This is a genomic window from Aliarcobacter skirrowii CCUG 10374 (assembly GCF_003544835.1).
Lineage (GTDB): Bacteria > Campylobacterota > Campylobacteria > Campylobacterales > Arcobacteraceae > Aliarcobacter > Aliarcobacter skirrowii.
This window is the reverse complement of the sequence record NZ_CP032099.1, coordinates 1,490,875-1,508,112: the sequence shown is the minus strand read 5'-3', so window position 1 is coordinate 1,508,112 and position 17,238 is coordinate 1,490,875. Positions and strand designations below refer to the sequence as shown.

19 protein-coding genes are annotated in these 17,238 nt (G+C 26.0%); 12 read left to right on the top strand and 7 right to left on the bottom strand.

Annotation, left to right across the window (positions count from 1 at the left end; genetic code table 11):
• Positions 1-6: 6 nt before the first annotated feature.
• Together clpP and def are read left to right on the top strand one after the other, a co-directional pair.
• On the top strand, positions 7-591 hold the full coding sequence (gene clpP / locus ASKIR_RS07905; protein WP_066158668.1) for an ATP-dependent Clp endopeptidase proteolytic subunit ClpP: 585 nt from the start codon (positions 7-9) through the stop codon (positions 589-591).
• Positions 592-600: 9 nt separating this feature from the next.
• A complete protein-coding gene (gene def, locus ASKIR_RS07900; RefSeq protein ID WP_066349843.1) occupies positions 601-1,116 on the top strand; it encodes a peptide deformylase in 516 nt (171 codons plus the stop codon).
• A gap of 10 nt (positions 1,117-1,126) precedes the next feature.
• Here def and ASKIR_RS07895 read toward each other — a convergent pair whose 3' ends face one another.
• The 3 genes from ASKIR_RS07895 to ASKIR_RS07885 are packed head-to-tail and all read right to left on the bottom strand — an operon-like array spanning position 1,127 to position 3,747.
• Complete coding sequence (locus ASKIR_RS07895; RefSeq protein WP_066158663.1) at positions 1,127-1,501, bottom strand: hypothetical protein; 375 nt, start codon at positions 1,499-1,501, stop codon at positions 1,127-1,129.
• Between the two features lie 49 nt (positions 1,502-1,550).
• Positions 1,551-1,946, bottom strand: coding sequence for a PAS domain-containing protein (locus ASKIR_RS07890; RefSeq protein WP_066158661.1), 396 nt, complete (start codon positions 1,944-1,946; stop codon positions 1,551-1,553).
• 10 nt (positions 1,947-1,956) lie between these two features.
• Entirely contained in the window at positions 1,957-3,747 is a 1,791-nt protein-coding gene (locus ASKIR_RS07885; RefSeq protein WP_115588170.1) for a methyl-accepting chemotaxis protein, read from the bottom strand.
• A 113-nt stretch (positions 3,748-3,860) separates the two neighbouring features.
• Between ASKIR_RS07885 and ASKIR_RS07880 the strand changes: the two genes are divergently transcribed.
• The 8 genes from ASKIR_RS07880 to folE all read left to right on the top strand — a co-directional run bounded on the left by ASKIR_RS07880 (position 3,861) and on the right by folE (position 11,965).
• The gene (locus ASKIR_RS07880; RefSeq protein WP_115588171.1) at positions 3,861-5,363 is read left to right on the top strand and encodes a YifB family Mg chelatase-like AAA ATPase; all 1,503 of its coding nucleotides are present in this window, start codon (positions 3,861-3,863) and stop codon (positions 5,361-5,363) included.
• Between the two features lie 77 nt (positions 5,364-5,440).
• Positions 5,441-6,325, top strand: a complete 885-nt coding sequence (era, locus tag ASKIR_RS07875; RefSeq protein ID WP_066349979.1) for a GTPase Era — start codon at positions 5,441-5,443, stop codon at positions 6,323-6,325.
• Positions 6,326-6,349: 24 nt separating this feature from the next.
• On the top strand, positions 6,350-7,222 hold the full coding sequence (locus ASKIR_RS07870; protein WP_066349981.1) for a hypothetical protein: 873 nt from the start codon (positions 6,350-6,352) through the stop codon (positions 7,220-7,222).
• A complete protein-coding gene (locus ASKIR_RS07865) occupies positions 7,203-7,883 on the top strand; it encodes a hypothetical protein (protein ID WP_066349982.1) in 681 nt (226 codons plus the stop codon). Before ASKIR_RS07870 ends, ASKIR_RS07865 begins: the two co-directional genes overlap by 20 nt.
• Complete coding sequence (locus ASKIR_RS07860; RefSeq protein WP_066159011.1) at positions 7,864-9,234, top strand: GspE/PulE family protein; 1,371 nt, start codon at positions 7,864-7,866, stop codon at positions 9,232-9,234. The genes ASKIR_RS07865 and ASKIR_RS07860 overlap by 20 nt, the downstream gene beginning before the upstream one ends.
• The gene (locus ASKIR_RS07855) at positions 9,221-10,408 is read left to right on the top strand and encodes a type II secretion system F family protein (RefSeq protein ID WP_066349983.1); all 1,188 of its coding nucleotides are present in this window, start codon (positions 9,221-9,223) and stop codon (positions 10,406-10,408) included. Before ASKIR_RS07860 ends, ASKIR_RS07855 begins: the two co-directional genes overlap by 14 nt.
• An 11-nt stretch (positions 10,409-10,419) precedes the next feature.
• Entirely contained in the window at positions 10,420-11,370 is a 951-nt protein-coding gene (gene corA, locus ASKIR_RS07850) for a magnesium/cobalt transporter CorA (RefSeq protein WP_066159005.1), read from the top strand.
• Between the two features lie 22 nt (positions 11,371-11,392).
• Positions 11,393-11,965 carry a GTP cyclohydrolase I FolE gene (folE, locus tag ASKIR_RS07845; RefSeq protein WP_066159002.1) on the top strand — a complete coding sequence of 191 codons (573 nt, stop codon included), beginning with the start codon at positions 11,393-11,395 and terminating at the stop codon, positions 11,963-11,965.
• A 34-nt stretch (positions 11,966-11,999) separates the two neighbouring features.
• On the opposite strand, the gene ASKIR_RS07840 is transcribed toward folE, so the two are convergent.
• Both ASKIR_RS07840 and ASKIR_RS07835 read right to left on the bottom strand, forming a co-directional pair.
• Positions 12,000-12,881, bottom strand: coding sequence for a DUF234 domain-containing protein (locus ASKIR_RS07840; RefSeq protein WP_066159000.1), 882 nt, complete (start codon positions 12,879-12,881; stop codon positions 12,000-12,002).
• A 116-nt stretch (positions 12,882-12,997) separates the two neighbouring features.
• Complete coding sequence (locus tag ASKIR_RS07835) at positions 12,998-13,447, bottom strand: Fur family transcriptional regulator (protein WP_066349985.1); 450 nt, start codon at positions 13,445-13,447, stop codon at positions 12,998-13,000.
• Positions 13,448-13,589: 142 nt separating this feature from the next.
• Here ASKIR_RS07835 and ASKIR_RS07830 point away from each other — a divergent pair, with 142 nt between their 5' ends.
• Both ASKIR_RS07830 and feoB read left to right on the top strand, forming a co-directional pair.
• The gene (locus ASKIR_RS07830) at positions 13,590-13,820 is read left to right on the top strand and encodes a FeoA family protein (RefSeq protein WP_066349986.1); all 231 of its coding nucleotides are present in this window, start codon (positions 13,590-13,592) and stop codon (positions 13,818-13,820) included.
• The gene (feoB, locus tag ASKIR_RS07825) at positions 13,810-15,693 is read left to right on the top strand and encodes a ferrous iron transport protein B (RefSeq protein ID WP_115588172.1); all 1,884 of its coding nucleotides are present in this window, start codon (positions 13,810-13,812) and stop codon (positions 15,691-15,693) included. The genes ASKIR_RS07830 and feoB overlap by 11 nt, the downstream gene beginning before the upstream one ends.
• A gap of 18 nt (positions 15,694-15,711) precedes the next feature.
• On the opposite strand, the gene ASKIR_RS07820 is transcribed toward feoB, so the two are convergent.
• Both ASKIR_RS07820 and trpA read right to left on the bottom strand, forming a co-directional pair.
• Positions 15,712-16,446, bottom strand: coding sequence for an arginyltransferase (locus ASKIR_RS07820; RefSeq protein ID WP_066349987.1), 735 nt, complete (start codon positions 16,444-16,446; stop codon positions 15,712-15,714).
• Complete coding sequence (gene trpA, locus ASKIR_RS07815) at positions 16,447-17,187, bottom strand: tryptophan synthase subunit alpha (RefSeq protein WP_066354808.1); 741 nt, start codon at positions 17,185-17,187, stop codon at positions 16,447-16,449.
• Between the last annotated feature and the right edge of the window lie 51 nt (positions 17,188-17,238).

Here is a 17,238-nt window from a genome sequence, read left to right as displayed (position 1 = left end):
TAAATGATGAGTTATATACCATATGTAGTTGAGAAAACTGGTCGAGGTGAACGAAGTTATGATATTTATTCACGACTTTTAAAAGATAGAATCATCATGCTTAGTGGAGAGATAAATGATGCAGTATCTTCAACAGTTGTTGCACAACTTCTTTTCTTAGAAGCTGAAGATCCAGAAAAAGATATATATTTATATATAAACTCTCCAGGTGGAGTTGTGACAAGTGGAATGTCAATATTTGATACTATGAACTACATAAAACCAGATGTTTGTACTATTTGTATTGGTCAAGCTGCATCTATGGGAGCTTTTTTACTTAGTTCAGGAACAAAAGGTAAAAGATACTCTCTACCAAATTCAAGAATTATGATTCATCAACCACTTGGTGGCGCACGTGGTCAGGCAACTGATATTCAAATTCAAGCACGAGAAATTCAAAGATTAAAAGATACTTTGAACTCTATATTGGCTTCTCAAACTGGTCAAGATGTTAAAACTATTGAAAAAGATACAGATAGAGATAATTTTATGAGTGCTCAAGAAGCTTGTGATTATGGACTTGTTGATAAAGTTATTGAAAGACACAATTAAGAGATATAGATGATTAGAGAGATAATTACATATCCAAATAAATTACTTCGAACAAAATCAAAGGATGTAGTGAAGTTTGATAGCGAACTTCACACTCTTTTAGATGATATGTATGAAACGATGATGAATGCTTCTGGAGTTGGACTTGCTGCTATTCAAGTTGCTGTTCCTTTAAATGTTCTTATAATAAACCTTCCAAATCAAGATGATGTACAAGATAAAAATGATTTAATAGAGGCTATAAATCCAGTAATTACTCATAAAGATGGAGTTCAAGTTTACCAAGAGGGATGCTTAAGTGTTCCTGGATTTTATGAAGATATTACCAGAGCAAAGCATATTATTGTTGAGTATTTTAATAGATTTGGAGAAAAACAAGTTATGGAGTGCGAAGATTTTTTAGCTGTTGCTTGGCAACATGAGATGGAGCACTTATCTGGGCATGTTTTTATAGAAAATTTATCTTTTATAAAAAGACAAAAATTTGAAAAAGAGTATAAAAATAGAAAAAAGACTAAAAAATAGTTAACTATTTTTATAATCTCTTGCTTATAATATTTAATATTAAAATTAATAAAAAACTATTCATAAAAATCCAAACAGACCAGAAAAAAAACTTTTCAAATAGTGTTACAAAAACATCTTTAAAATTTATCGGACAAGATTTATATGCTAAATAAATTGCTAAAATAGTTGCTGCTATAAAACTATAAATATTTATTTGAGTAAAAATAACAGTAAAAATTGAGAAAAATGGAGCAAAAATAGTTAAAGCAAAAAATCTTCCATAATTTTTTCTTCTCTTTTCACCATTAAAATAACCAACTGTATATTTACAGTTTGGGCAAATTGTACCCATTTGTGATAAGATTTCATTTCCACAATCTGGACAATTTATCATCTCTGACATAAAAATTCCTATTTTTGTTGAAATTATATCTTAGTAATATTAAATTAACTTACTCTTGTTTTATAAGCTCTTCATAAATTTTTGACATTTTTTCAATCTCATCTCTTGAAGCTTTTCTTCTACAAGATAGATAACCTTTTGTTCCATCGCATGAAATAAATGGATAAACAGTTGCAAAAACCCAATAAAAGTCACCATTTTTTGTAGCATTTTTTACATAACCTGTCCAAATATTACCTTTTTTAACTGTTTCCCAAAGATCTTTAAATGCAACTTTTGGCATATCTTTATGTCTTACAACATTATGAGGTTTTCCAATTAGTTCTTCAATTTCATACTCAGCAATATTGCAAAAATCTCTGTTTGCAAATCGTATAACACCTTTTTCATCAGTTTCGCTAACTAAAAACGCGTAATCATCTAAAATTTTCTCTTTATTGCTCATAGATTATCCTTTAAAACTTTTTACTTTTAGCATCTTCTAATGCTTCAGCCGCCATTTGCGAAACTACATTTGATATATCATTTATAAGTATTGTCTCTTTTTCATTCTCTTTTGATATTTGATCTAAAATAGTAATAGTTTCATTAACTTGATTAATTCCAACCATTTGCTCATTTGCTGCATCACTTACGCTTTGAATAATTTTTAAAGTTTGTGATATATGAGAATGTAGAGCTTTATATCCATCTTGCATTTTGCTAGATATTGATTTTCCTTCATAGGCTTTTGAATTAGCTAATTCAACTAGATTTTTTATATCATTTGCTGCTTCTGCACTTTTATTTGCTAGATTTCTCACCTCACCAGCAACAACTGCAAAACCTTTACCAGCTTCTCCAGCAGTTGCCGCTTCAACTGCAGCGTTTAGGCTTAAAATATTTGTTTGAAATGCTATTTGATCAATAATTGTAATTGCTTCGTTTATAGCTGTAACTTTAGCATTTATCTCATCCATAGATAGAGTTGTTTGGTTTGCAAGTTTATAACCATCTTCAACGGCTTGTTTTACAATTTCTGCTAGATTTGACATCTCATTAGTATTTTTAGAGTTATTTTTTGTAATTTCTGAAATTGTTTGTACAGCTACTGTTGTCTCTCTTAAACTCTCAATCTGTTTTGTAATTTTTGAACTTAAATTCTCAAGTGAGTTTTTTAATGTTTGTGAATTATTTTCTAATACATTTCCATCTTCAAGTCCATTTTTAGCTTGAGTTGCTAAAGTATCACCCAAACTATTAACACCCTCCATAACTTGTAATAAGTTCGATGGATTTGATATTTGCTTACTAATTTTTAGTCTATCTTTATAATCATTTAAACTATAAGATTTAAGAACTTTTTCAATATCTTTCATATAAGTTTCTAAGTCATCAATAGCTTCATTAATTGTATTTTTCAATGTATTAATCATAGGATTAGAACTATCTGATTTTACTCTACAACTAAATATACCCTTTCTTAATTTATCAAAAGTTAAAACACTCTCTCCAATAACTCTCATATCAATTTTAAATTTATTATCAAACTCATCAATTGCACTATTGATATCTTTTGTCATTGTTGAGAATTCGCAATCACCTTTTATCTCTCGTTTATCAATTCTATTTTGTTTATATGTAATAAAATTTATAAACTCTCTAAAGTGCATAGAAAACTCTTTTATTCTGTTTGTGATTCCTTTTGCAATAAAGAAAAATATAAAAAGTTGTAAAATAATAATTAAAGCACCAAGAAGGACAATTTTATAAAAGAACTCAAAATATATATCTTCTAAATAGTCCTCTTTGTTTATACCTGGAACCAGCCACATTTCCCACTCAGGAATGTATTTGTAATATATGATTTTATCTTGATTTGTTACATCTGTGTAATACTCTATTATGCCACTTCCTTCATTACTTGAAGTTATTGTTTTAATAAAATCTAAAGATGATAGGTTTTTCCCTTCAATAGTTGGATGTATTGTAATATTTCCATCTTTATCTACAAAATATATATAACCACTTTTACCAATTTTTATCGCTTTTATAGCATTTTTAAACTCATCTTTTTCATAACCTTTTGGATCATTTTTTGCATATAAAGAGCTTAAAGAGTATATTGACTCACCAAGAGTTTCTAAATCTTTGTTAATGATAAGTTCAATATTTTTTTTAGCAATAAAAAATGATATAGAAATTATAAAAACCAAAGTTATTATGTTAAAAAACATAGTCAAAAAAAGCTTCTTACTTGTAGACATATTTTCCCCTTTAGCCCAAATTAAGATTTAGGTGTAAATTCTATCATAAAAAATACATTTTTGCATTATTTATTTAAATATTGTAAAATCAAAAAAATCTTAAAGAGGCTATAATGAAAGTTATAAAATCTGCAACACTATCTTCAATTGATGCAACTGTAGTTGATGTTGAATCAACATTTACAAGAGGAATGCCAAGTTTTACAATAGTAGGAATGGTAAGTGCAAGTATAAATGAGTCAAAAGATAGAGTTAAATCTTCACTTTTAACAAATGATTATAAATTTCCTCCTCTAAAAATAACAATTAACCTCTCACCATCTGAATTGAGTAAAAGGGGAACACATTTTGATTTAGCAATAGCTTTACAAGTTGCACTTTTTAATGAAACAAAGCTATTTTTTGATGATATATTTTTCTTTGGAGAGTTAGCACTTGATGGTAAAGTAAAAGATACAAATCACATATTTGCAATAGTATTGTCATTAGCAAAACAAGGAGAGCTAAAAAAAGTTGCTGTTTGTAAAGAGAGTGCAAAAAAGTTGGCAAATATTCCAAATATTGAGATTTTTGTTGTTGATAATTTAAATGATGCTATAAATTTTGTAAAAAGTGATAAAAAAGAGCAATTTTTATATCAAAATGAGATTTTACCATATAAAAAAATTATTATAAATGATGAAACTTACTACTATGATGAGAGCTATTTAAATGATTTTAGTGATATTTTAGGTCAAGATATGGCTAAGTATGCAGCTATTATTTGTGCTGCTGGGAATCACAATTTTATTATGGAAGGCAGTCCAGGTTGTGGTAAATCTATGATTGCAAAAAGGTTACAGTATATTTTAACTCCTATGAGTTTAGAAGAGATTTTAGAGAAAGCAAAACTTCAAGCTCTTGATATGCTTGAAGTTGATTTTAAACCAATAAGAGCTTTTAGAAATCCTCATCACACTGCAACAAAATCTTCAATTTTGGGCGGTTCAAACTCTATGGGAGAAGTTGCACTTAGCAACAATGGTATTTTATTTTTTGATGAATTACCACACTTTCCAAATCATATTTTAGAAGCATTAAGAGAGCCACTTGAGGATAATAAAATATTAATATCAAGGGTAAATAACAAAATAGTTTATGAGACAAAGTTCATATTTGTAGCAGCACTTAATCCTTGTCCTTGTGGAAATTTACTTTCAAGTGTAAAAGAGTGCAGATGTAATAGCTTAGAGATACAAAGATATAAAAATAGGCTTAGCGAGCCATTTTTGGATAGGATTGATCTATATTTAGTTATGAATGATAGTTTTAATGATAATAAAAATATTGTAAGCTCTAAAGAGCTTCATGAAAGTGTTATAAATGCTTTTATTAAACAAAAGCAAAGAGGACAAAAAGAGTTAAATGGGAAACTTAATGATGAGGATATAAAAAAATATTGTATTTTAGATGATGAGAGTAAGCAAATACTTGAAAAAGCAAGAATTAACTACTGCTTATCTTTTAGAAGTATAAATAAAGTTTTAAAAGTGGCAAGAACTATTGCTGATATAAATAATAATGAACTTATTACTAAAAGTGATTTATTAAAAAGTTTAAATTTTAGAAGAAGGTAGTTATAAATGGAGTTTTTCTTAATTTTGAAATTAAAATTATGTTACTATTATAACTATTTATTAAAAAAGGCAAATTAATGACAAAATGCGGATATGTTTCAGTTGTAGGAAGACCAAATGCAGGTAAAAGTTCACTTTTAAACTGGCTTGTTGGTGAAAAGATTGCTATGGTTTCACACAAAGCAAATGCAACTAGAAAAAGATCAAATATTATAGTTATGCACGAAGATGACCAGATTGTTTTTGTAGATACTCCAGGAATTCATGAGACAGAAAAACTTTTAAACAAATTTATGCTTGATGAAGCACTAAAAGCTATTGGAGATTGTGATTTGATACTTTTTTTAGCTCCAGTAACTGATAGTTTAAAATATTATGAAGATTTTTTAGAGAAAAATAAAAAAAATACAAAACATATTTTACTTCTTACAAAAATAGATTTTGTAAATAATGAAGAGCTTATGAGCAAACTTAAAGAGTATGAAAAATATAGTGATAAATATGAGGCAATTATTCCAATATCTATAAAAAAAGCTACTAAAAAATCTGATATTTTAGATGAGGTTGTAAAATATTTACCAGTTCATCCATATTTATTTGATCCAGAGATTATCACAACAGAACATTTAAGAGATATATACAAAGAGTTTATTAGAGAGGCTATCTTTGAAAATATTAGTGATGAGATTCCTTATGAAGCTGATGTTATGATAAATAAAATTGAAGAGAAACCAAATGTTGATGTAATAAAAGCAAAAATTATTGTTCAAAAAGATAGCCAAAAAGGTATGATTATTGGTCAAAATGCAACAGCAATCAAAAGAATTGGGAAAGCTTCAAGATTAAAAATTGAAAAACTTAGTGGTAAAAAATGTTTTCTTGAGTTATTTGTTAGTGTAAAGAAAAATTGGACAAAAAATAAAGATGCTTTAAAATCTATGGGGTATGAATTCGATAGTTAAACTTATTTTTTAAGGGGGTTTAAATTGTCTTTTATCGCAACAGTTTTAGATATAACTATTGTTGATTTTGAGGTAAAAGAGAAGATAAATGATAATTTTCTAAAAGATTATATATCAACAAATTTAAACCTAAAAAATATAAAAATTGAAAAAAATCAGAAAATTTATATAAATTTTGTCGAAAAAACAAAAGAGTATCAACTCTTTATTATGGATAAATCTTTTAAATATTTTGAGTATGAGATTATAAAAGAGATAAAGGAGTTCGATTTTATAGGATTTTCTTTATTTATTTGCGAGAATTTTTTTGTAATTTTTAAAGATAAAAAACTATACTACCTTCAAAAAATAAATCAAAAAATTGAAAACTCTGAACTTTTAACATTTTTAGATAAAAAATTCAATATAGATTTTAAATATATAAAAAATTTATCAAAAGATGATTTAAAAATCCTAGAAGATGATTTTTTAAGAAAATCAAAAAAGAGCTATAAGCAGGAGTTAAAAAGAGTCAATTTATCAAAAGATTTTAGTTTTTATCTTTTTGTTTTATATATTTTTATTTTTACAATTTTTTCAATAAGTTATTTTAAAAATGAGTATGAAAAAGATTTTGCTTTAAAAAATATAGATCCAAATATGATATTAAAAAATCATGAGTTTGTTAGTTTTGAAGATAGATTTTATAAAACTTTAAAAGATGCAAACTCTACCTTTGTTGATATTATTATTTTTGATTATAAAACAGATTTTGCAAAAATTGTTGTTGAATCTCCAAATAAAGATAATATTAATAATTTTTTAAATAGTTTTAACAAAATAGAGCAAAGTTCAATAAATTTTTTAGATGATAAAGATATCTTTAGGGCAACAATAGATGTTAAATTATCTAAATAATAGCTTCATTAATAGCAAAATAAAAACAAAAATACAGCTAGTATTACTTCCTATTTTAATATTTTTTTTAATATTTGCTATTTTTAATAATGTTGTTTTTAAAAATAGTTTAGAAGAGAAAGATTCTAAAATTTATGATATTTTAAATAAGAAAAATAGTACACCATTAATAGAGATATCAAAACAAATTGGCGAAATAGCAAATGAAAACAAAGTTTTTATTCAAAAAATAGAGAATTTTAAAGATGAGATTAGAGTGGTTGCAAAATCATCAAAAAATAGTTTGATTAAGTTTTTAATAGATATTGAAAAATTTAATGACTTCTCAAATATAAGTAGTTTTAGTCTAAAAAAAATTAAATCTGATGACTATTTTTTTGATTTAAATATAGATTTTTCAAAATATTATATAAAAAATAAACAAAATATTATAAGAGATTTAATTTTAGAAAAAAGCGATAAAAAGGATTTAAAAAGTAAGATACCAAATCTTACTGCGATTGTTGGAAATTTTGTTTTAATAGATAATATTTGGATAGAAAATGATAGTTTTTATAAACATTTTAGAGTAAAAATTTCAGATAACAATAGTGTTTTATTGGAGTTTGAAAATCAAAAATTAGAACTAAAGGTGCATCAATATGACTCTTTTAAAAACTAAAATAGATTTTTCAATATTTACTAAATATGGTGTTGAATTTTTCTTAAAAAATGAGATAGTACCAATTTATGAAGATGGTATATCTTTGACTTTGGCTGTTTGTGAAGATTTTGATATTTTAAATTTTAAACATAATTTTGTAAAACATATAAATTTTAAAAAATTTGAAAAAAGAGAGATTTTGTTTCTACTATTAGATATTGAAATAAAAATATCACTTTATGAAAAAGCAAGAAATGCATTAAAATTAAATAGTGAAAATCTATCAACTGCTAGTTTTTTGGATAGTTTGATTCTATTTTCAATAGAGAAAAGAGCTAGTGATATACATATTGAATCTTATGAAAATTTGACACTTTTTAAGTTTAGAATTGATGGAAAATTGAATATATTTTTTAGTTTTTCGATTGAATTTTTTAAAATAATTTCCTCTTATATAAAATTAATTTGTAATCTTGATATGACACAAACACGCTTGCCACTAGATGGCCGCTTCTCAAGAGTTATAGAGAATAAAAAGTATGATTTTAGATTCTCTTCTATGCCAACTATTGATGCTGAATCAATAGTTTTAAGAATTTTGGATAATAAAAATATAGATAAATCACTACAAACTTTGGGTTTTAGCCAAAATATTTATGATAGTTTAAAAAATATATTAAAATTAAAATCAGGACTTATATTAATTAGTGGACCAACAGGAAGTGGAAAAACTACAACTTTATACTCAATTTTAAAAGAGTTAAATAGTGAAGATAAGAAGATAATCACAGTTGAAGATCCAGTTGAGTATAAAATCCCTTCAATCAATCAAATATCAGTAGATAATAAGTTAGGGCTTAGTTTTGAACTTGTTTTAAAAAATATTTTAAGACAAGATCCAGATATTATCTTTATTGGTGAAATTAGAGATAAGTTTTCTCTTGATATTGCTCTTCAAGCTTCACTTACAGGTCATTTAGTTCTTGCTAGTATTCACTCAAATAGTTCATTAGAAACTATTACAAGACTACTTGATTTACAAGCAGATCCTTATTTGATTTCAACATCACTTAAAGCTTCACTAGCTCAAAGATTGGTTTTGAGTTTTTGTAAATATTGCCAAGCACAAGGTTGCAAAAAGTGTAACTATACAAAGTTTTATGAAAGAGTTTGTATAGCAGAACTTCTACTTGTAGATGAGATAATCGCATCTTTAATTTTTAAAAAAGCAAGCAGCCAAGAGTTTTGGCAATATTTAAAAACTATAAATTATAAAACAATGCTTGATGATGGACTTTTAAAAGTAAAAAATAGTGAAACATCTATTGAAGAGCTTGAAAAACTGGTATGTATAAATGAAAAAATATAACATAACATATCAAAAAAATGGTGAAATAAAAAATCAAATTGTAACAGATATTGAACTTGAATTAATAAAAAAAGAGTTTGATATATTAACTATAAAAGCAAAAAAATCAATATTTGAAATTAAATTTAAAAATAGGGTTAGAGTTCCTAAAAAAGAGCTTTTATTAATCTTTTTTGAGTTAAATTTAATGCTTGAATCAAATATAAATATAAGTGATGCAATAGATATTTTAATAAAATCAAAAAAAAATAAAAAAACTCAAAAATTTTTACAAGCTATGAATTATGCACTCTCAAACTCTATGCCAATTTCTGAAGTATTAGATGAATTTGTAATAGAAGATTTTGTTAAAGATTTTTTAAATATCTCTCAAAATAGCTCAAATTTAGCTAGAAATGTAGATGCTATTTATCATCTTTTAAAAGAGCAAGATAGTATTAAAAAGAGTTTTTATAAAGCCTTAGGCTATCCAATTTTTCTATTTTTTACATTTTTAGCTTCTTTGTTTATTATTTTTAGTTTTGTTATTCCAAGTTTTAAATCTATTTTTCAAAATCAAATAGAGAATCTTCCACAAAGCACAAAAATATTATTAAATATGGAGATATTTTTTAAAGAGTATTCTCTGATTTTTATTATAATTGTTTCCTTTTTGATACTTTTTTTAATTTTTTTATATAAAATTAGTAAGAAATTTGAGTATTTCTTAGATTATATATTTATTAAATATATTCCAATATTTTCAATAGTTTTAAGAAATTTACAGCTGTATAAACTTTTTTTAGTAGTGGATATTATGCAAAAATCAAAGTATGAATTTCACAAAGCTTTTTTAAATAGTAAGCTTTTAGTAAAGAATAAATATTTATTGGATAAAATCCGCGTAATTGATAGTTTGCTAGAAAATGGAAAGAGTATTTGCTTTGCTTTTAAAGATATAAATATTTTTGATGATATTATTTTAAATCTGCTAAATACAGGTGAAGTTACAAATAGTTTAGAGATTGTTGTTCCTGAGATAAAAAACATATATAAACATAGATTTGAAAATAGTGTAAATCTTATGATTTCCATAATCCAGCCACTATTTTTACTAATAATTGCTAGTATGATTTTATTTATAGTATTAGCAATATTTACACCTATTTGGGAAATGGGAAGTTTAATAAAATAAAAAGGACTCTAATGATTAGTTGTTATGTAAAAAAAGGCAATAGATTAAGTGTAATTCAAGGTTTAGAGTTTTTAGAAAATATAGAAGATAGAAAGAGTGTTATTTGGATAGATATGTTTTCTCCAACTTTGCAAGAGGTAAAAGCTGTTGAAAATATTTTTGCTATAGAGTTTCCTACAAAACAAGAGAGTGAGGAGATTGAGCTAAGTTCTAGGTATTGGGAAGAAGCAAATAGAATAGAGATAAATAGTTATTTTCTTATAAATGACAAAAAAGATCCAGTAAATGAGACGGTTTCTTTTATTTTACAAGATGATTTGTTAATAAGTGTTAGATATAAAAAATTAGCAAGTTTTGATGCTTCAATTAAAAAACTTCTAGCAAGTCCAAGAGAGTATAGAACAGGTTACTCTATTTTTTCTCAAATTATTGACATTAGAATTGATACAGATGCTGATATTATTGAAGAGTTAAATAGAGATATAGCGGCAATAAGAAAACAGGCTTTTAATGATGATGTTGAAAATGAAGATTTGCTAGAGCAGATGTCCTCATTTGAAAACTTAAATATGAAAATAAGAGAGAATTTAACGGATAAACAAAGAATTTTAAACTCTTTATTAAAATCTCAAAAAATAACTGAGGATAAGAGTGAACTTCCTATTATGTTAAAAGATATTAGATCATTAATTGATCATACAAATTTTAATTTTGAAAGAATTGATTATTTGCAAAATATATTTATAGGGCTTTTAAGTGTTGAGCAAAATAAGGTTATAAAAATTTTTACTATTGTAAATGTAATTTTCCTTCCACCAACACTAATTGCAAGTATTTATGGAATGAACTTTGAGATTATGCCCGAACTTAATTGGGAGTATGGATATCTTTTTTCAATTGGAGTTATGGTTTTAGCTGCTGTTACACCTTTGATAATCTTTAAGAAAAAAGGTTGGATATAAAATTATTGTAAAGGAATTATAAATTATGAAAGAGATTGAGTTTGAAAATTCAATAAAAAATATTTTAGAGTATATTGATGAAGATGTAAATAGAGAGGGGCTTTTAGATACTCCAAAGCGTGTTAGAAAAGCTTATGAATTTATGTTTAGTGGATATAAACTTGATCCAAAAGAGATTATTCAAAAAGCACTTTTTACATCTACAAATGATGAGATGGTTGTTGTAAAAGATATTGAGTTTTACTCATTTTGTGAACATCATATGTTACCTATTATTGGAAAAGCTCATGTTGCTTATATTCCAAATGGAAAAGTTGTTGGACTTTCAAAAATTCCTAGAGTTGTGGATGTTTTTGCAAGAAGACTTCAAATACAAGAGCAGATGACTGAACAAATTTGTGATGCTTTAAATGAACACTTAAAACCAAAAGGTGTTGCTGTTATGATTGATGCAAGACATATGTGTATGGAGATGCGTGGAGTTGAAAAAATTTGTTCAACTACTGTAACTTCTTCTTTAAGAGGACTTTTTAAATCTGATAAAAAAACAAAAGATGAGTTTCTATCAATAGTTTCTTCTTCTTTTAATAAATAGACCACTCTTTTGTCTATTTATTAAATAATTATAGTTAATTATTAAGCAATAAAGCTTTTAAGCTTTTTGTATTAAATATCTTTAATGTATCACTTTTTAGATTCTTAAGTTCATTAGAGCAACCATTTTTTGTAAAAATAACTATAATATCATAAGCTATATCTTCACTTTTTAAATCCTCTAAAAATTTGTTAAATTCACTCTTTTTTAATTTATTATCACTATATTTGCACATTCCTACAATAGTTTTTTCTAAAACAGTTTTTGCAACTATTGGAATATTGATATTTTCATTCCAATATTGACCGTGTTGTTTTATATTATCTACAAAACTATTTTTTATAAAAGCTAAAGCTAACTCTTCAAAAATAAAATCACTAAAATCTGACTCTCTACTTTTAAATTTCTCTTTAAACTCCTCATAGTTTCCATCTTTAATCCCTTTGTAAATAGGAGATACAAAAGCAAACCAAAATCTAAGAAAAGGATTGGTGAAAATAAGCTTTTTAGCCACTTTTGAATCACCCCTTTTACCAAGTAAAAAGTGTTCAGAACTATCAATATCTAAAATCTCTTTTTCATATAGTGAGTCAACACACTTCATACCCTCTTCAAAGCTTACATGGGCTCTTTTAAAGGCATTTGTAGTTTTTCTATCTCCTAGTGCAACTCCTGAAAGAATTGCATGATCTACATGATAACCACCTGTTAAATGGTTTATCTCACTTCTATAGTAGTTGTAATTGTTTAAAATATGTTTTTCTATTAATTCTAAAATTGGTTTTGAAGTATCTATTTCTATCTTAAGTCCTCCAAATATAGTAAAATATTTTATTGCAATTTGCATATCATCTATTTTGTTTATTTCACAAAATATTTTGAACTGCTCTTTTATTGATTTGTCTAATATAATCATTTTTTGTTTTCCTTAAGATAGATTAAATAACTTTATAAATTTATTCTCTTTTTTTAATGTATGAATAGTGTAAATCAATGATTTTTTTTAAAGAAGTATAAAAGTAGTGTTTAACACTACTTTTGACATTTTTCACAAACTCCATATAGTTGCATTGAGTGATCAGTTATTTTAAATTTATTTGCTTTTGCAATTTTCTCTTGTCTTTTTTCAATCTCATCATCTACAAATTCAACAATAACTCCACACTCTGTACAAATCAAGTGGTCGTGATGAGATTTTGTATTGCTTTCATATTTTTTACCTTCAGCACCAAAGTTAATAGATGCTATAAGCTCAATCTCCTCTAAAAATCCTAAAGCTCTGTAAACTGTAGCTATTCCAACATTTGAATCAGGATAATCTTTTTTGATTTTATTATAAATCTCTTCAGCAGTCAAATGATCATCAGCTTGAAGCAATACACTTAAAATTATCTCTCTTTGTTCAGTGTACTTTAAACCTTTTTGCTTAACAATTCTTCTTAGCTCTTCAATTATTTTTTCTTGATCACTATTTTGTTTCATATAAACACCTCTTTAAATTTTAGCTTACTAGTATATCTAAAGTTTGAATAAATTTCAAACTTAGAGATATCTTGATTTAGGTTAAGCTATATTTATCAAACTTTATATTACAATAATCATTATTGTTTTAAAAGGTGTAAATATGTCATTAAATGATTTAGATATTAATAAAATAGCTACAATCAAGGCTATAAGTTGTGATGATATTTTAAAAAGTAGGCTTTACTCATTTGGAATAGTAGAGGGTACAAATGTTTGTGTAACTGCAAAATCATTAAGAAAAAAAACTATTGAAATAAGAGTAGATAAATCAAAAGTTGCTTTAAGACATAGTGAAGCAAATAATATAAAAGTAGAAGTTTGTGAAAACTAAAATTAAAATTGCATTGGTTGGACAACCAAATGTTGGTAAATCTATGCTTATTAACTCTATTTCTAACTCAAGATTAAAAGTTGGAAATTTTTCAGGAGTTACTGTTGAAAAAAAAGAGATAAATTTCTCTTATAAAGAGTTTGACATAACTATTGTTGATCTACCAGGCTCTTATTCGCTTACAAACTATTCAATTGAAGAGAGGGTTGTAAATGAGTTTTTATATAAAAATAACTACGATATTATTTTAAATGTAGTTGATTCTACAAATCTTCAAAGAAATCTTCTTTTAACAACTGAACTTATGGCACTGAATAAAAAGATTGTAATTGCTTTAAATATGAGTGATGAGGCAAAAAAAGAGAGTATATTAATAGATGAAAAAAAGTTATCAAATTTTTTAAATATAGCTTGTGTAAAAACAAGTGCTAAAACAAAAGATGGGCTTGATAAACTATTAGAAGAGATTATAAAAACATATAAAAATAAAGAGTTATCAAATATAGATATCTCTTCAATTAATCAAAGATTTGAATTTTGTAAAAATGCTGTAAAAGAGTGTGTAAGTGTAGATAGTTTTTCAAATAAGAGTGTTACACAGAAGATTGATTCTATATTAATGAATAAATATTTAGGAATTCCTATTTTTTTACTTTTTATGTGGATACTTTTTCAATTGACTTTTACGCTAGGTGCAGTTCCTATGGATTATATCGATATTGCTTTTTCAACAATATCTTTAGAGATTAAAAACCTTTTTGGTGAAAATCAACTAAGTTTACTTCTTTCAGATGGAATAGTTGCAGGAGTTGGTGCTGTTGTTATGTTTTTACCAAATATCTTGATTCTATTTTTAGGAATATCTTTATTAGAATCAACAGGATATATGAGTAGAGTTGCTTTTTTATTGGATGGAATTTTTCATAAATTTGGATTGCATGGAAAATCTTTTATACCTTTAGTAACAGGTTTTGGATGCTCTGTTCCAGCTTATATGGCAGCAAGAACTTTAAAAAATCAAAAAGATAGACTAATAACTTTGTTTATAATTGGATTTATGTCATGTGGTGCTAGATTACCTATTTATGTACTTTTTGCAGGTGCATTTTTTTCAACTCAAAGTGCTGGAAATATTCTTTTTATAATATATATTTCAGGAGCTATTTTTGGGCTGTTTGCTGCAAAGATTTTAAGAGATGTAGTATTTAAATCAGTTGATGAACCTTTTGTAATGGAGATGCCAAAGTATAGGCTACCATCATTTAGATTTATTTATAAAGATGTTATAAACAAAGGTTTTATGTATTTAAAAAAAGCTGGAACTTTTATTTTAGCCGCTTCAGTTTTGATTTGGTTTATGAGTAATTATCCAAAAAACTTAGAGCTTCAAGAAGAGTTTGAATCTAAAATAGAGTTAGCAACTACAAAAGATCAAAAATTAGAGTTACAAAATGAGTTAGATTTATATAATCTTGAAAACTCATATTTAGGAGTTATTGGTAAATTTAGTGAACCTTTGTTTGCTCCTTTAGGTTTTGATTGGAAGATGACAGTTGCTCTTGAGGCTGGTTTAGCAGCAAAAGAGGTTGTTGTTACAACTCTATCTATTTTATATAAACAAGGTGCAAATGAAGATCCAGAAAATCCAAGTGAAGGTTTGGTTGAGAAAATAAAACAGAATATACCTTTTGAATCAGCAATATCATTTATAGTTTTTGTAATGTTATATATTCCTTGTTTAGCTGCTGCTATGGTTTTTACAAAAGAGGCTGGTTCATGGAAATATCTGCTTTATCTATTTATTTTTACAACTTCAACTGCTTGGATAGTTTCATTTGTGGCATATAATATTACAAAATTGGTAGTTGCATAAATATTTGCAACTACTAATTTATTGAAAAGCTTCCCAAACACTCTCTTGGTTATATTTTGCTCTATTTTTTAAAACCTCAAAAGGCATATACTCCTTTTTATATCCCATTGAAAAATGATCTTTAATCCAATATCCTAAATAAATATATGGTATTTTTAACTCTTTTGCAATCTGTATTTGAAATAAAATTGAGAATTTTCCAATAGATAAATCACTATAATCGTGATCATAAAAACAGTAAATTGAAGATATAGATTTTGGTAAAATATCAACTAATGCAACACCAATTAATTTATTATCTTTAAAATATAAAAACTCTCTAGCATACTCTTTTTCACCCTCTACATAAGATTTTATATAGTCATCTAAATCTATTGGGTTGTATGGCCAATTTTTTTTGTGATTCATAAATTGATGATATTTGTTATAAAGCTCTAAATGTTCAATTGTAACACTTGGATTTCGTATTGAGATTTTTGTATCTCTGTTTTTAGCTAAGACTCTTTTTTGAGATTTTGAAAATTTAAAGTTTGCTACATCTATTCTAATTGATACACATTTTGTGCAAGATCTGCACTCAGGAACAAAATGAACCTTACCAAATCTTCTCCAGCCTCTTTCTAGCTTATTTTGGTAGTTTTCACTACTGCAACTATTTAAAAATTGGTATCTAATATCTGATGATTCATTGTCAAAATAGGAACACTCTCTATTCTCTTCAAAAAACTCAAAATCTTGGTTAAAAAACTGCATCTATTCGTTTATTTTCTCTTTTATCTCTTTTGCCAAAGAAGATATTTTTTTGATTTTTTCACTGCTATTTAAACTATCATCAAGCAGATGTTGAACAAAAGCACTTCCAACTATAACTCCATCAACATCTTTTGATTTTTCTTTACAAGTTTTTTCATTTATTCCAAAACCAATATATAAAGGAGTTTGTGAATACTTTCTTACATTTTTTATAAGTTGTGATAAATCCTCATCTCTTCCGCTTCCTGTAATTCCAGCATAAGCAACCATATAGATAAATTTAGAAGAGTTTTCTACAAGTAGTTTAATTCTATCTTCAGGTGTTGTTGGAGCTACAAATGCTATATTTGTTTTATTATATTTTTTGAAAAGCTCTTCATATTTTTTACCCATCTCATAAGGTAAATCTGGAATTACCATTCCCAATACACTATATTCAACTGCTTTTTTTAAGAAGTTTTCCAAGCCATAGTGATAAAATGGATTCATATATCCCATCCATAAAGTGTCAATATCTTTTGAAATTTTTGATGAAACTTCAAAAAGATCATTTAGTTTAAAACCATTTTTTAAAGCCAATAAATTAGCTTTTTCAATAATTGGTCCTTCTGCAACTGGATCTGAAAATGGAACACCAAGCTCTAAAATATCAACTCCACTATCTTTTAAACTATATGCCAAATCAACTGTAAAATTGTTGTTTGGTAAAGAAGTAGTAATATATCCAACTAATTTTTTCAACTCTTATCCTAAAAATAAATTTTTTGATTTTATCTAAAACCGAATTAAAAT

Bases quoted from the DNA above. Each gene is read 5' to 3' on its own strand.
- ASKIR_RS07835 (WP_066349985.1), bottom strand. From the start codon at position 13,447: ATGAAACAAAATAGTGATCAAGAAAAAATAATTGAAGAGCTAAGAAGA.
- ASKIR_RS07880 (WP_115588171.1), top strand. From the start codon at position 3,861: ATGAAAGTTATAAAATCTGCAACACTATCTTCAATTGATGCAACTGTA.
- ASKIR_RS07895 (WP_066158663.1), bottom strand. From the start codon at position 1,501: ATGTCAGAGATGATAAATTGTCCAGATTGTGGAAATGAAATCTTATCA.
- ASKIR_RS07890 (WP_066158661.1), bottom strand. From the start codon at position 1,946: ATGAGCAATAAAGAGAAAATTTTAGATGATTACGCGTTTTTAGTTAGC.
- ASKIR_RS07840 (WP_066159000.1), bottom strand. From the start codon at position 12,881: ATGATTATATTAGACAAATCAATAAAAGAGCAGTTCAAAATATTTTGT.
- ASKIR_RS07885 (WP_115588170.1), bottom strand. From the start codon at position 3,747: ATGTCTACAAGTAAGAAGCTTTTTTTGACTATGTTTTTTAACATAATA.
- era (WP_066349979.1), top strand. From the start codon at position 5,441: ATGACAAAATGCGGATATGTTTCAGTTGTAGGAAGACCAAATGCAGGT.
- ASKIR_RS07865 (WP_066349982.1), top strand. From the start codon at position 7,203: ATGTTAAATTATCTAAATAATAGCTTCATTAATAGCAAAATAAAAACA.
- ASKIR_RS07830 (WP_066349986.1), top strand. From the start codon at position 13,590: ATGTCATTAAATGATTTAGATATTAATAAAATAGCTACAATCAAGGCT.
- ASKIR_RS07820 (WP_066349987.1), bottom strand. From the start codon at position 16,446: ATGCAGTTTTTTAACCAAGATTTTGAGTTTTTTGAAGAGAATAGAGAG.
- corA (WP_066159005.1), top strand. From the start codon at position 10,420: ATGATTAGTTGTTATGTAAAAAAAGGCAATAGATTAAGTGTAATTCAA.
- def (WP_066349843.1), top strand. From the start codon at position 601: ATGATTAGAGAGATAATTACATATCCAAATAAATTACTTCGAACAAAA.
- clpP (WP_066158668.1), top strand. From the start codon at position 7: ATGAGTTATATACCATATGTAGTTGAGAAAACTGGTCGAGGTGAACGA.
- ASKIR_RS07860 (WP_066159011.1), top strand. From the start codon at position 7,864: ATGACTCTTTTAAAAACTAAAATAGATTTTTCAATATTTACTAAATAT.
- ASKIR_RS07855 (WP_066349983.1), top strand. From the start codon at position 9,221: ATGAAAAAATATAACATAACATATCAAAAAAATGGTGAAATAAAAAAT.